Origin of the sequence: Parabacteroides sp. TM07-1AC (assembly GCF_003480915.1) — a bacterium.
GTDB lineage: Bacteria > Bacteroidota > Bacteroidia > Bacteroidales > Tannerellaceae > Parabacteroides > Parabacteroides chongii.
In genome coordinates this window covers 84,831-97,381 of the sequence record NZ_QUKD01000001.1, presented here as the reverse complement: position 1 = coordinate 97,381, position 12,551 = coordinate 84,831, and the positions used below count along the sequence as shown (strand labels likewise).

The 12,551-nt window shown below is 45.6% G+C and carries 11 protein-coding genes and 2 pseudogenes; 4 read left to right on the top strand and 9 right to left on the bottom strand.

Features of this window, described 5'->3' with window-relative positions:
• Nucleotides 1–9: 9 nt before the first annotated feature.
• Nucleotides 10–234: a hypothetical protein gene (locus DXD68_RS00455; protein ID WP_122359805.1), complete on the bottom strand. Its 225-nt coding sequence runs from the start codon at nt 232–234 to the stop codon at nt 10–12.
• An 88-nt stretch (nt 235–322) separates the two neighbouring features.
• Here DXD68_RS00455 and DXD68_RS00450 point away from each other — a divergent pair, with 88 nt between their 5' ends.
• Nucleotides 323–1,867, top strand: a complete 1,545-nt coding sequence (locus DXD68_RS00450; RefSeq protein ID WP_122359804.1) for a ClC family H(+)/Cl(-) exchange transporter — start codon at nt 323–325, stop codon at nt 1,865–1,867.
• Nucleotides 1,868–1,877: 10 nt separating this feature from the next.
• Here the strand turns inward: DXD68_RS00450 and DXD68_RS00445 are convergent, their stop codons facing one another.
• Entirely contained in the window at nt 1,878–3,554 is a 1,677-nt protein-coding gene (locus DXD68_RS00445) for a putative transporter (RefSeq protein WP_122359803.1), read from the bottom strand.
• Between the two features lie 112 nt (nt 3,555–3,666).
• On the opposite strand from DXD68_RS00445, the gene DXD68_RS00440 reads away from it, so the two are divergent.
• Nucleotides 3,667–4,476 carry a peptidylprolyl isomerase gene (locus DXD68_RS00440; protein WP_122360475.1) on the top strand — a complete coding sequence of 270 codons (810 nt, stop codon included), beginning with the start codon at nt 3,667–3,669 and terminating at the stop codon, nt 4,474–4,476.
• Between the two features lie 12 nt (nt 4,477–4,488).
• Entirely contained in the window at nt 4,489–4,881 is a 393-nt protein-coding gene (locus tag DXD68_RS00435; protein WP_122359802.1) for a hypothetical protein, read from the top strand.
• Nucleotides 4,882–4,905: 24 nt separating this feature from the next.
• On the opposite strand, the pseudogene DXD68_RS24370 reads toward DXD68_RS00435, so the two are convergent.
• The 4 genes and pseudogenes from DXD68_RS24370 to dnaB form a co-directional block, all read right to left on the bottom strand.
• Nucleotides 4,906–5,118: pseudogene (locus DXD68_RS24370) on the bottom strand (hypothetical protein); the annotation flags it as partial.
• Between the two features lie 120 nt (nt 5,119–5,238).
• Nucleotides 5,239–5,976, bottom strand: coding sequence for a DUF2589 domain-containing protein (locus DXD68_RS00425; protein ID WP_122359801.1), 738 nt, complete (start codon nt 5,974–5,976; stop codon nt 5,239–5,241).
• Between the two features lie 199 nt (nt 5,977–6,175).
• Nucleotides 6,176–6,307: pseudogene (locus tag DXD68_RS00420) on the bottom strand (nucleotidyltransferase domain-containing protein); the annotation flags it as partial.
• A 134-nt stretch (nt 6,308–6,441) separates the two neighbouring features.
• Entirely contained in the window at nt 6,442–7,971 is a 1,530-nt protein-coding gene (gene dnaB, locus DXD68_RS00415) for a replicative DNA helicase (protein WP_075557304.1), read from the bottom strand.
• Between the two features lie 195 nt (nt 7,972–8,166).
• Between dnaB and DXD68_RS00410 the strand changes: the two genes are divergently transcribed.
• On the top strand, nt 8,167–9,093 hold the full coding sequence (locus DXD68_RS00410; RefSeq protein WP_122359799.1) for a magnesium transporter CorA family protein: 927 nt from the start codon (nt 8,167–8,169) through the stop codon (nt 9,091–9,093).
• 6 nt (nt 9,094–9,099) lie between these two features.
• Here the strand turns inward: DXD68_RS00410 and DXD68_RS00405 are convergent, their stop codons facing one another.
• From DXD68_RS00405 to DXD68_RS00395, 3 genes are read right to left on the bottom strand one after another with little or no spacing between them, the layout of a single operon-like run.
• A complete protein-coding gene (locus DXD68_RS00405) occupies nt 9,100–9,387 on the bottom strand; it encodes an HU family DNA-binding protein (RefSeq protein ID WP_122359798.1) in 288 nt (95 codons plus the stop codon).
• A gap of 14 nt (nt 9,388–9,401) precedes the next feature.
• On the bottom strand, nt 9,402–10,157 hold the full coding sequence (locus DXD68_RS00400) for a tyrosine-protein phosphatase (protein ID WP_122359797.1): 756 nt from the start codon (nt 10,155–10,157) through the stop codon (nt 9,402–9,404).
• Between the two features lie 15 nt (nt 10,158–10,172).
• Complete coding sequence (locus tag DXD68_RS00395) at nt 10,173–12,539, bottom strand: GumC family protein (protein WP_122359796.1); 2,367 nt, start codon at nt 12,537–12,539, stop codon at nt 10,173–10,175.
• Between the last annotated feature and the right edge of the window lie 12 nt (nt 12,540–12,551).

Genomic DNA, 12,551 nt, shown 5'->3' with positions numbered 1-12,551 from the left:
ATAACACTTTTAACACGATTCGTTCTTTTTCTTTTCCAGTGCCAGTTTATAAAGCTTATCTTGAAGAACAGCAAACTGCCCTATATAACTTTCATCCATCATCCCGCCGGATTCACTTGCTCCGTCTGTTTCAATAAACAGGCTGATCCGCTTGCTCATTTCCACATATTCATCGAAACCTTCACAGGATGAGTTTAATACACTGATAATCGTTTTGTATCTCGGGGTATCCATAATAATCTATTCTATTTTAATTCAACAATACACAAAGATACTATTTTCTCTAAACCAAAGCCGATTCAGTCTTGTTTTTATCGAGCTTATGAAGGTAAACTGGAGGATATTAAAGCTGAAACTGGTAGATGCCAGGCTCTATTTCGTGAGCCTTATCGTAGGGTTGCTAACCGGGTTGGTAGCAGTTCCTTATCACTATTTATTACAGCTTTTCTACAACTACCGGAAAGACTTCTTCGAGTCGTCTCCTCCCTGGTATCTTCACGTTATCGCATTTTTCATCTTCTGGGGCGTACTCATTTTCGTTTCCTGGCTGGTAAAACGCTGGCCTTATATATCGGGCGGAGGTATTTCACAGACACGAGGGGCGATCAATGGCAGGATCGTATACAAGCACTCTCTACGACAATTGCTGGCTAAGTTTGCCGGTGGAGTACTGACATTGAGCAGCGGTCTGTCCATGGGACGTGAGGGACCGTCTGTCCAGATGGGATCGTACATCGGTGACCTCGTCGGCAAATGGGGACATATCCTGAGCGGTGAACGGAAACAATTGCTGGCAGCAGGGGCAGGTGCCGGATTGGCGGCAGCTTTTGCCGCTCCATTAGCCGCTGCCACCCTGGTGATCGAGTCGATCGAACGTTTCGATGCTCCCAAGACAGCCATCACGACCATTCTGGCAGGGGTTGTTGCCGGAGGCATTGCCAATATGATATTTCCAATAAATCCTTACCACGAAATAAATGCGGTCGCTCCGGATCTTTCATTCGAAGTACAACTCAAGCTATTTCTCCTGTTCGCTGTTATCGTCTCCGTTTTCGGCAAGTTCTACTCATTGCTGATGCTTTATGTGAAAAGGCTGTATCCTGCCATAAAACAACCTGAATATATCAAGCTGCTGGGGTTACTGATCATGGCATATGCCATTTCATTGACACTGACGGACCTGACCGGCGGCGGCGAACAGTTCCTGATGCAACAGGCATTAGGCGGAAAAGAAAGTATTTTATGGATTACCGGAATGATGTTGCTGCATATGGTATTCACCGTCTACTCTTTTTCATCGGGACTCCCGGGAGGAAGTTTTATCCCGACATTGGTTACCGGCGGATTATTGGGAAAGATATGTGCCTTGTTACTGGTACAACAGGGCATTATAGCACCGGAGAATATCAGTTATGTCATGCTGATCGGGATGGCTGCTTTTCTAGTTGCCGTAGTGCGTACTCCTATCACTGCCATTATTCTGATCACAGAGATTACCGGTCATTTCGAAGTTTTCTACCCTTCGATCGTTGTCGGAGGATTAACTTACTATTTCACGGAACTTCTGGAAATAAAGCCTTTCAATGTGATGTTTTACGAAGAGATGATCAAAAAGCCGATCTTCCAGGAGGAAAAACGGCTAAAGCTCGATGTTGAAGTGATGGCAGGTTCTTATTTCGACGGGAAACAAGTAAACACACTACACCTGCCAAACAACTGTATCATCATCAACATCCACCGCGACCGCAAGGACTTCCCTCCTGCCGGCCAAACGATCCTGCCTGGCGACCAACTCACACTAGAAATTGATGCACAGGATATCGAGAAATTATACGAACCATTGGTGAGTATGGCGAATATTTATTGAATTTATTTATTTACGCAAAGAACAATATCAGCAACTGTGCAGTCAACACACGCAGAAACATGGTCAGCGGATAAACTGTTGCATAACCCACAGAAGGAGCATCATTTCCTGCCGTTGCATTGGAATAAGCCAATGCAGGCGGGTCGGTCGTACTACCGGCAATCAGACCCATTAACGTGAAATAATTTACTTTGCAGAAATAACGACCGATACAACCGATGATAAGCAAAGGTACAGTAGTAATAATAAAACCATAACCGATCCAGGCGAAACCTCCATTATTTACGATCGTGTCGACAAAACCGTCTCCTGCACTGATACCGACACAAGCAAGGAATAAAGTAATACCGATCTCACGCAACATCAGGTTGGCACTTTGAGTCGTATAGGTGATTAACTTATACTTATATCCGAAACGACTGATCAGGATAGCTACGATCAGCGGACCGCCTGCCAATCCAAGTTTTACCGGCTGAGGAATACCAGGGAAAGTGATAGGAATACTTCCCAGGATAATACCTAAAGCGATACCGACAAAAATAGTGATCAAATTCGGTTCGTTCAGACGCTTCATAGAGTTACCCAGCACCTTTTCCACATTGGTTACAGCAGTTTCAGTACCCACTACATTCACACGGTCGCCCACCTGAAGCGTCAAAGTCGGAGTTGCCACCAAATCCACACCGGCACGGGTTATACGGGTAATATTGATTCCATACAATTTACGTAATTTTAGTTGCCCCAAACGCTTACCATTCAGCTCCGGTTTTGTGATCAGGATACGGCGATTGATAAACTGGCTTTCCATACGAATCCACTGTTTACGCTCCATATCGATCTCTTCGCCGACAAAGGTTTTAATCGTTTCCGCATCCTGTTCAGTTGTAATAACGAATATCTTATCATTTTCTTGCAAACGGACATTGGCTGAAGCAATCTCTATTTGCTTGTTACTGTCATGCCATATACGAGATATAACAAAATCACGATGTTCCAATAAAGCAGATAACTCTCCGATTGTTTTACCAAACACTGCCGGGTTCTTTACAATCAAAGAAACAGGCTTAGCCTCGTTAGCATGCGAAGTATCTTCGTTATTCAACTGTTCGTTTTCCTTATCGAAATTGACACGAAAGACGTAACGAACAAAAATGATGGAAAGAATAATACCAATCACACCCAATGGATAAGCAACAGCATATCCCAATGCAATCGTATTGTCTGTAATTCCATGCATGTCCGAATAAGCCTGTTGTGCCGCACCCAGACCAGGAGTATTAGTTACTGCACCCGACAGAATCCCCACCATCGTCGACATCGGGATATTCGTAACATAATGGAGAATAATAGCCGTAAGAACTCCCAGAAATACAATTCCGCAAGCCAGCATATTCAATGTAACACCTCCTTTTTTAAATGAAGAGAAGAATCCCGGACCAACCTGCATACCCACCGAGTAGACAAACAGTATCAAACCGAATTCTTTGAAAAAGTGAATCACATTGTGATTGATTGTAAAACCAAAGTGTCCGAGAATAATCCCCACGAACAGAACCAGTGTAATCCCCAGCGATACACCAAACACTTTAATTTTTCCTAACTGAATACCCGCCGCAATAACAAACGACAGCAGCAGGATGGAGTGCCCAATGCCTTCTCCCCATAACAAATCATTGATCCAATTCATAATATTATATTAAAAAATCTTTTCGCCATCAAATAAAGTTCGCAAAGGTAGCCATTAAGTTTGTGTTTAACAACATAAACACTATCTTTACCCGAGAAAAAAATAAATGTTCATGAAAAGATTATACAGCTTGACACTGGCTTTCTTACTGGCAGCTGCAAGTCTTAACGCTCAAAGCTCAGAAAAAGCAGTGACTATCAAAACGAACGTCGGGACCATGAAGGCCCGGCTATACGACGATGTACCGAACCATGTACGTACATTTATCAACCGCGCCCAACAGGGAGAGTTCAACGGTACACTTTTTACTCGTGTTATCAAAGAGTTCATGATCCAGGGAGGAGCGCCCGATTCAAAAAACGCTCCCGCCGGGGCACGTTGTGGTTTCGGCGATTCGTCAGCGGAGATCATGCCGGAGCTGAAAGATAAATATTTCCACAAGAGAGGTGCTCTCGCTGCCCCGCGCCAAAATGACGATGTCAATCCGGAAAAGAAATCGGATATGTCGCAATTCTTTATCGTACAGGGAAAAGTATATCGCAACGGGGAACTGGATACTCTGGAGCTGATCGCCAACCAGGATATACGGAAAAAGGCGCTGGATAAGTACTACCGTCCTATTGCCGTAGACCTGAAAATGTTGAAACAAAGCAACAAACGGGAATATAACAAACGAGTAACAGCAGTGAATGCCCAAATTGATTCCATGATTTTGGCGACACCGGGTCACCTGATCTTTACAGAAGAAGAACGGAAAGCATACACGACAGTCGGCGGATGCCATCACCTGGACGGTATTTATACGATCTTCGGTGAACTGACAGAAGGCTTCGATGTGTTGGATGTTATTGCCAACCAGCCGAAAGATCAATATGACCGCCCCAAAAAAGATATACGGATCATTAGTGTTACAATAGAATAAAATTCATCCAATATGCTGAAAAGAGATTTAATCATGGTACAGATAGAAGAACTGGGCAAGATGATTGCCCAGGTAATCTTCAATCGAAATAACAATGCTGCCGGAAAGAATCCGGAGCTGATACAGACCGTTTTCGAGAACCTGAAACTAGATCAGGATTTCCTGATGACAACAGCTCCCGACGATATCCTCCGTTTCCTCGACAGCGAAGAGAAGAGCGGTATCCTACGTCTTGAAATAGCGATCAAAACCTTGATCGAAAGTAGCTACCTGCAACCGAAGAACCAACCGGATATACTCCGCCGGGCAAAAGAATTGCTGGAATATCTACAGACACATGATACCACATTCTCGCTGGAAAGGGTTAATCTGCTGAATGAGATCGAAAAACAAATAAATAGTTGATCTTGATTTTAGGAAGGCGGTGTGTCAAAACAAAAACTCGCTTACTATTTGTTTTTTAGGCACACCTCCTAGTCTTTCCGCACAACGTTCCCCATCAATCGCTGTAGAGAACAATGCCTCCTGCATAATCAGCTCCTTCCCCGCAAGAAAAGTTACAAATTCGGGTATCCAAAAATGAAGCGGCGAAGCCAGCAAACCGGGCGTATAGGAAGAGACAGGCAAATCGAACGATTTTTTCTATTCCCCATAGAACACCAATTTTTCAACACTATCCATCATGTGTTTTTCAATTTAAAAAGAAAAAAGGACGCTCACATCCCGTCCTCTTCCTGATTAAACAATTAATTATCAAAACCTTTAAGACTCAGGTTTAGGGTCAGGCTCAGGCTTAGCTGATGCCGGTATCGGCTCGATGCAACTTGCCATAATATCCATCAGCTTCGATAAACCTTCAGTTTGACGTTGCTGGCTGGCTGACACATGCACCTGATACTTTGCAGTCTGATTCGTTGAACGGGTATTTTCACGGGAAGAACCATTTGGCTGAATATTGGTGGATACATCTGCAGAGGAGGTAGACTTTTCTGAATTTGTCTCCGTCACTTCCATCTGGAAATCGATATCGACACGGTCAATCAACAAGGATGGAATAGGTACTAATCCGATAAAGGGAGCCTCCACTGTTTGCTCCATTGGTTTAATTGCTCCGTCTTGTTCAACAGGGCGATTTAGTTTGAACTTTAAGATACGTGTATCTCCCTTTGTTCCTTCTTCACCCTCTCCATAGAATGCAATTTTATTGTAATAATCTAATGCAATAGCAGCAAGCTTCTCCTGTGCCTCGGCAGCGGCAAACAACGGGCCACCGATTAATTCACGCATAGGTAATCCTTTGAATTTATCAGCCGCACTATCACCAACATTCTTTTGGGGATCAGGATTTGGTGCGGGTGTATCATTGCCACCATCTACAGATTGAACCTGAGGTTTTTTTATCAGATTTGTAATCGCTTGCTCCACTACTGGCTTGTCAGCAGAATTACCTTGTTCAGGCTCCTGTTCGGGATTTTCCTGTTTCTTTGTTTCTTCATTCATGATCTTTGATTTTTAAGATTATTAAATCTATTTATTATATTCATCCATCAAGCGGGCTACGTCTTCGGGTGTATCTTTTACTTTGAAACGGACCGTGATATCCATTGTATCATTAGCATCGGCTTTGATACCGTCCATATTCATCTGCAAGTCTGTTCTATTTTTTCTGTGAAAGGGGAAATTATAGGGAAATTGGGAAAAGGAAGAAGTCTATATCACTATCAGGCCGTGCGTCGCCACGTGCTTCACTGCCATAAAGAATTGCAGTAGCATCGGGAGCCACCTGTTTTAATACTTTCTTTATTGCTTTCACTATTTCCGGACGTTTCATAAACCTGATATTATATCATACAACAATCACAAAGGTAACATAAAGCAAACAAAAAGAGAACATAAAGCGAATAAAAAAGCCTGTCCCCTTCGCAAATCCGGGAACAGGCCGCACATGATCTTATCCTCGACTGATCAGAACGGAACCTCGCTGCTGCTACCCTGGTTCAGGAAATCTGCACCGGCAGGCGGTATCGGAGGTAACGGATCCTCACTGTTCATATTCGATGAGAACTCGCGCACGGCAACATCCTCATCTATATTCATAAACTTCGCATAATCACCTTTAAACCGCAGACGCACATCACCTGTCGCACCGTTACGATGCTTGGCGATAATGATCTCTGCCAGGCCGACCAGCGAGTTACCACGCTCATCTTCCGTGATCTTATAATATTCCGGACGGTGGATAAAGCAAACCATATCCGCATCCTGTTCGATCGCTCCTGATTCACGAAGGTCGGCCAACTGCGGACGCTTTCCTTCGGCTCCCTGACGGCTTTCCACACCACGATTCAACTGCGACAGTGCGATAATCGGTATGTTCAACTCCTTCGCCAACCCTTTCAATGAACGGGAGATCGTACTTACCTCCTGCTCACGGCTACCGAAACTCATACCACTCGCATTCATCAACTGAAGGTAGTCGATGATGATACATCGTACCCCATGCTCACGCACCAGACGGCGTGCCTTGGTACGCAACTCAAACACCGAAAGACTCGGCGTATCGTCCACATAGATAGGTGCATCATACAACTCCTTGATCTTGAAGTCCAGCTGTTCCCACTCATAACTTTCCAAACGTCCGCTCTTGATCTTCTCGCCCGGGATCTCACATACGTTTACGATCAGACGGTTTACCAACTGGACGTTACTCATTTCAAGCGAGAACAAAGCAACCGGCACATTATGGTTCACCGCCATATTCTTCGCCATGGAAAGAACGAACGCCGTCTTACCCATCGCAGGACGGGCAGCGATAATGATCAAGTCGGAATTCTGCCATCCCGAAGTAATCTTATCCAGCGCATCGAAACCGGTACGCGTACCGCTCAGACCCTCCTTCTGGTTCGCCGCTTTCTGCAACAAATCCATCGCATCCTTAATAACGGGATTGATCTGGGTTACGTCCTTCTTTACATTCCGCTGGGATATCTCAAACAGTTTACCTTCCGCTTCCTGCATCAGGTCTTCCACGTCGATCGTTTCGTCAAAAGCCTTTCCCTGGATCATCGCAGTGAAAGAGATCAACTCTCTCGCCAGGTATTTCTGGGCGATGATACGGGCATGATATTCGATATGCGCACTACTGGCAACCTTGCTGGTCAGCTGCGAGATATAAAACGGTCCGCCTACCTGGTCCAGTTCGCCGCGCTTCCTCAACTGCTCCGTCACCGTCAGCATGTCGACCGGCCGCTGGCTGGCTGCCAGATCCACAATAGCCGCATAGATCATCTCGTGCGACTTTTCGTAAAAGCATTCCGGCTTCAAGATCTCACTGATGATCGAATAAGCATCTTTTTCAAGCATCAAGGCACCTAAAACGGCCTCTTCCAACTCACGAGCCTGTGGCTGCAGACGTCCCATATCAGACACTACAACAGGTTTTTGTTTCCCCTTTCCGGAGTTTCCTCTTCCGGTATTTTTAGTTCCTTCTGCCATTCTCTTTAGTAATTTTCGAATGCCAAAAATACGATTTTTATTTGGTATTCATTCCTTTTTTCTACCTTTGCAGCCGTAAAAAGTAATTAACTAATTATGGACGACAGTATTCCGCGAGAAACATTAACAAGTAAAAATTAGCGGACGGAGGTTTCTTATTACCTCTGTTCGTATCAACAACGAAAGGAGGCAATAATGAGATCGTTTCTTTATTGTGAAGCCGGCTTTGTGGAAAAAGACAAGTGGCTTCCCGACTGCTGGGTAAATGTAGAATGCCCTACCCCCGAAGATATCCAATACCTTTTAAACCAATTTCACGTACCCCAATCATTCCTGAGCGATATCGAAGATACCGACGAACGTCCGCGTATCGAGTATGAAGGGAACTGGTTGCTGACAATCCTGCGTATCCCGGTACAGAGCACCGAAAGCGGTATTCCTTTTACAACTGTCCCGATCGGCATCATCACGAATAACGAGATCATTATCTCCGTCTGTTATCATAAGACGGAGTTATTGCCCGATTTCATTCGTTACAGCCGTCGTAAGGAGCTCGTCGTACGTCATAAATACGACCTGATCCTGCGACTGATCCATTCGTCTGCCGTCTGGTTCCTGAAATATCTGAAACAGATCAACAACGAAGTGGCACGTGCCGAAAAAGCGTTGGAGAAAAGTATCCGCAACGAAGACCTGCTGCGGTTGATGAAGCTGGAGAAAAGTATGGTTTATTTCAATACGTCCATCCGTGGAAATGAAGTGATGCTCTCGAAGCTGCAAAGTATTTTCCAGGAACCGATGTATATGGATGCCGAACTGGTGGAAGATGTGGAAACCGAGTTGAAGCAGGCGCATCTCACAGTGAACATCTACAGCGATATCCTTACCGGAACGATGGATGCCTTCGCCTCCATCATCTCCAACAATGTGAACACCATCATGAAACGCATGACCTCCATATCGATCATCCTGATGGTTCCGACACTGATAGCCAGCTTCTACGGGATGAATGTGATCAACTATGTAGAAGAATTGCCACACGGATTTGTCGTGATCGTACTCTTTTCCATCACCTTGTCGGCACTGGCATTCTTTATTTTCAGGAAGATCAAGTGGTTCTGATCATATTTACTTTTCTTCTCCGTTCAGCTTTCGGACCAAATCATCTGCCGGTCGGAACTTCACCGAATTTCTAGGTGCAAGTACGATCGGCTCCATGGTTTGCGGGTTACGTACAGGGCGCGACTTCTGGTACAGAAGAGAAAAGACCCCAAGTCCTCCGATCCTCACCTTATGATCCGATTTCACCTCTTCAAAGACAGTACTTATAAATGTGTTCAATATGTTACGTACTTCAGTCTGCGTATATCCCGTCTGCTCTGCAATAGAATATATCAACTCTCTTTTGTTCATCATATCTCTCTTATAAATTAAATTATTTGTTTTGGCAGTGATCCGCTGTGCCAAAGCGAATCGTTATTTTCAAACAGTTCACCGACCTGCCGTATCCGGTTCGCTGACAAATACAGTTTTTTCAAGCCTTTCTCATAATCACCCAGCCGGCGAAAATCCGAACCGACATAATCGTAAAACCCTTTATCCAGTAAATTACGGGCAACCGTCCTGGACAGTTTCCCATACAGTCCGGCCAACGAGAACAAATTCAACTGAAATTTATACCCCTTGTCTTTCAGAAAATAATAATCATCCTGTGTCATGTACCGATACAGCTCCGGATGCGCGATAACAGGTTTATATCCCTCCAGGACCAGATCGAATAAAAATGTCAGGAATCTCTCCGGAGCCGACGAACAGGAAGTCTCCACCAATATCTGCTTTCCGGGGAAAGTCAGTATTTCTCCCCTTTTACGGGCATCAAACCCACTATCCAGCATATATTCGCCAGCCAGGTATAATTCCATATCCGGCGGACAACACTCTTTCAGAATAGAATATTTAGCCTGTAAAAGTTCCGGCGAATTATTCTTGCACTCATCTGCGATATGGGGAGTAAGGAAGATGCGTTTCACCCCCACCTCCTTCATTCTCTTCAAGGCAGCCATCGAGTCCATCAAAGACTCCGATCCTCCGTCCACACCGGGAAGCAGATGTGCATGCACATCTGTCATTCCCTCAAGCAATGTGGTATAAAGAATGTTTCTCTTCGGTACAATCCAGGTCAACATGACGAAAACCTATAATTATTTTTTCTTTTCATTTCCATAGCCGTACCCATAACCATAACCATACCCGTAACCATATCCGTAACCATAGCCATAACCTGAATGGTTATAGCGTACACCATTCAGGATCAGACACATATTTTTGAATTTCTCCTGTCTGTACAGCTTTTCCAGTTCCGGTAGCTGACGGCGGTCCATCAATCTGGCACGCAGGATATAAATTGTCAGGTCGGCCACCCGATTCACAATGGCAGCATCGGCAACCATACCGGCAGGCACATTATCCAGAATGATATAGTCATACCGTTCCTTCAGCGCCTCCATTAAAGTATCCAGACGGTTACTCAACAAAAGTTCCGAAGGATTGGGAGGAACCGGTCCTGTATGGATAATATCCAGGTTTTCCGCAAGTTCCCCTTTCTGAATGATGGCATCTATATCATCCACCTTCCCGGATAAATAATTAGTTACCCCCATGTTAGCGGCGCCGCTAACATGGCTTGTAAGGGTACCCTTACGGATATCGAGGTCGATCAGTATCACCTTCTTGCTGGTCAGTGCAAAGCTCATGGCGAGGTTCATCGACACAAAGGTCTTACCCGCATTCGGATTGAAAGAAGTGAACATCACCACTTTCATCTCTTTCGCTTTCACACGCATGAAATCCATATTCGTACGCACGATACGGAAAGCCTCCGAGATACTGTCGCGACCGTTTTCACGCACGACTATCTCATCCTTATTCTTCTTGTCGCGCAAAGGGATCTCTCCCAAAAACGGAATCGATACGGCATCCTCCACATCCTTACGCGTACGCACAGTCGTATTCATGACCACTTGCAGCCAGATCACGCCCGCCGGAATAGCCAGCCCCAACACCATAGCCGCCAACAGGATCATCATCGACTTCGGAGCCACCGGAAGCCGGCTTCCCTGTGCCGCATCGATCACACGGGCATTACTTTCCGTAATCGCCTGCGACAAGGCGTTCTCTTCCCGCTTGTTCAACAGGTAAAGATACAGCTCTTCCTTGATCTTCTGCTGGCGTTCGACCGACAGCACATATTTCTGCTGCGTCGGAACTGCCGAGATACGGCGTGTCGTCTGTACCTCCCGCTCCTTGATATTCTTGATCTTGATATTCAGACCGACAATCAGGTTGTCCACCGCCCGGATAATGGTCTGTTTCATCGCATTCAGCGAATTGTTCAGGTCCATCACCACCGGATTCTTGTTACTGCTGTTGCTGATCAGTTTATCCCGTTTCAGCAACAGGTTGTTGTACTCGCTGATCTGTCCCTCGATATTCACATCGGCGATGCCCGTATTGGCAGGTATCAGATCCGAACTTTTATGCGGATCGGTCAGATAATCGCGGATATATTTGGCAAGCGTCCGCTGGTTCTCCAGCCCCAACCCCTCTTTGCTGTACTGGCTGCTTTCCTGCAGGTACATACCCGTTTCCGAACTGATGTCCGTCAACTGGTTTTCGCGCTTATAAGTCTCGATATCAGCATCCACGCTCCCCAGCTCCTTTTCAATAATGATCAGACGGTCATTGATGAAGTTGGACGTGTTCACCGTCACCTGGTTCTTGTCGTTGATCGCATCCTCGTTGTAAACGGCGATCAGCATGTTCAGTACATCTTCCGCACGCGGGATGGAGACATCCTGCAAAGTCAGGTTAATGATCGTCGCCGTCTTACTAGCCAGTGCCACCTGCAGCGCATTGCTATAGCTCAAAGTAACATCCTCCCGGTTCTTCTTGCCGACAGCGACCGGCTTGCCGAAGTATTTATCCGAGTAATACAGCGTCGGAGTCACCACCAGCTTGCCGACAGGTGTAGTTACCGTATCGTTCAGCGCGATCTTCTGCATCTTTCCTTCGTCCGTGGAGAAGTCCGACAGCATCACCTCCTTTTCCGACAAAGGGGTCACCGTCAAAGAAAACGCCTGTACCGCCTCCGTTTCCGGAAACTGTACGGCAACGGGCGACTGCGTATACAGCTCCACCGTACGCAATCCCTCCTTCACCGTATAGCTGACATCCAGATTCAGCCGTTCGGCAACAATATTCATCAAACGCTTCGACTTGAATACCAGTACCTCGTTGTCCACATTACTTTTTACATTGAACATGTTCAGCTCTTCAAAAGCAGCCGACTCACTGAGACCGCCCCCCTTTGCATTATCCTTGATCAGAACGGAAGCCGTACGCGTATACACTTTCGGTGCCCATTTCAGATACAGGAATGCCGCCCCGCTACAGAGCAGGACAGACAAGAGAAACCAATACCAGTTAGCCCGGACAATATTGAAAAGATCCCTTAGATTCAGTTCGTTTTCTTCTTCACGCAGATAAGTTGTTTCTTGTTCAGAATTCATTGGATCATCCGG

Excerpts from the sequence above, each read along its gene's own strand:
- DXD68_RS00455 (WP_122359805.1), bottom strand. The coding sequence starts at position 234 with ATGGATACCCCGAGATACAAAACGATTATCAGTGTATTAAACTCATCC.
- DXD68_RS00450 (WP_122359804.1), top strand. The coding sequence starts at position 323 with ATGAAGGTAAACTGGAGGATATTAAAGCTGAAACTGGTAGATGCCAGG.
- DXD68_RS00445 (WP_122359803.1), bottom strand. The coding sequence starts at position 3,554 with ATGAATTGGATCAATGATTTGTTATGGGGAGAAGGCATTGGGCACTCC.
- DXD68_RS00440 (WP_122360475.1), top strand. The coding sequence starts at position 3,667 with ATGAAAAGATTATACAGCTTGACACTGGCTTTCTTACTGGCAGCTGCA.
- DXD68_RS00435 (WP_122359802.1), top strand. The coding sequence starts at position 4,489 with ATGCTGAAAAGAGATTTAATCATGGTACAGATAGAAGAACTGGGCAAG.
- DXD68_RS00425 (WP_122359801.1), bottom strand. The coding sequence starts at position 5,976 with ATGAATGAAGAAACAAAGAAACAGGAAAATCCCGAACAGGAGCCTGAA.
- dnaB (WP_075557304.1), bottom strand. The coding sequence starts at position 7,971 with ATGGCAGAAGGAACTAAAAATACCGGAAGAGGAAACTCCGGAAAGGGG.
- DXD68_RS00410 (WP_122359799.1), top strand. The coding sequence starts at position 8,167 with ATGAGATCGTTTCTTTATTGTGAAGCCGGCTTTGTGGAAAAAGACAAG.
- DXD68_RS00405 (WP_122359798.1), bottom strand. The coding sequence starts at position 9,387 with ATGATGAACAAAAGAGAGTTGATATATTCTATTGCAGAGCAGACGGGA.
- DXD68_RS00400 (WP_122359797.1), bottom strand. The coding sequence starts at position 10,157 with ATGTTGACCTGGATTGTACCGAAGAGAAACATTCTTTATACCACATTG.
- DXD68_RS00395 (WP_122359796.1), bottom strand. The coding sequence starts at position 12,539 with ATGAATTCTGAACAAGAAACAACTTATCTGCGTGAAGAAGAAAACGAA.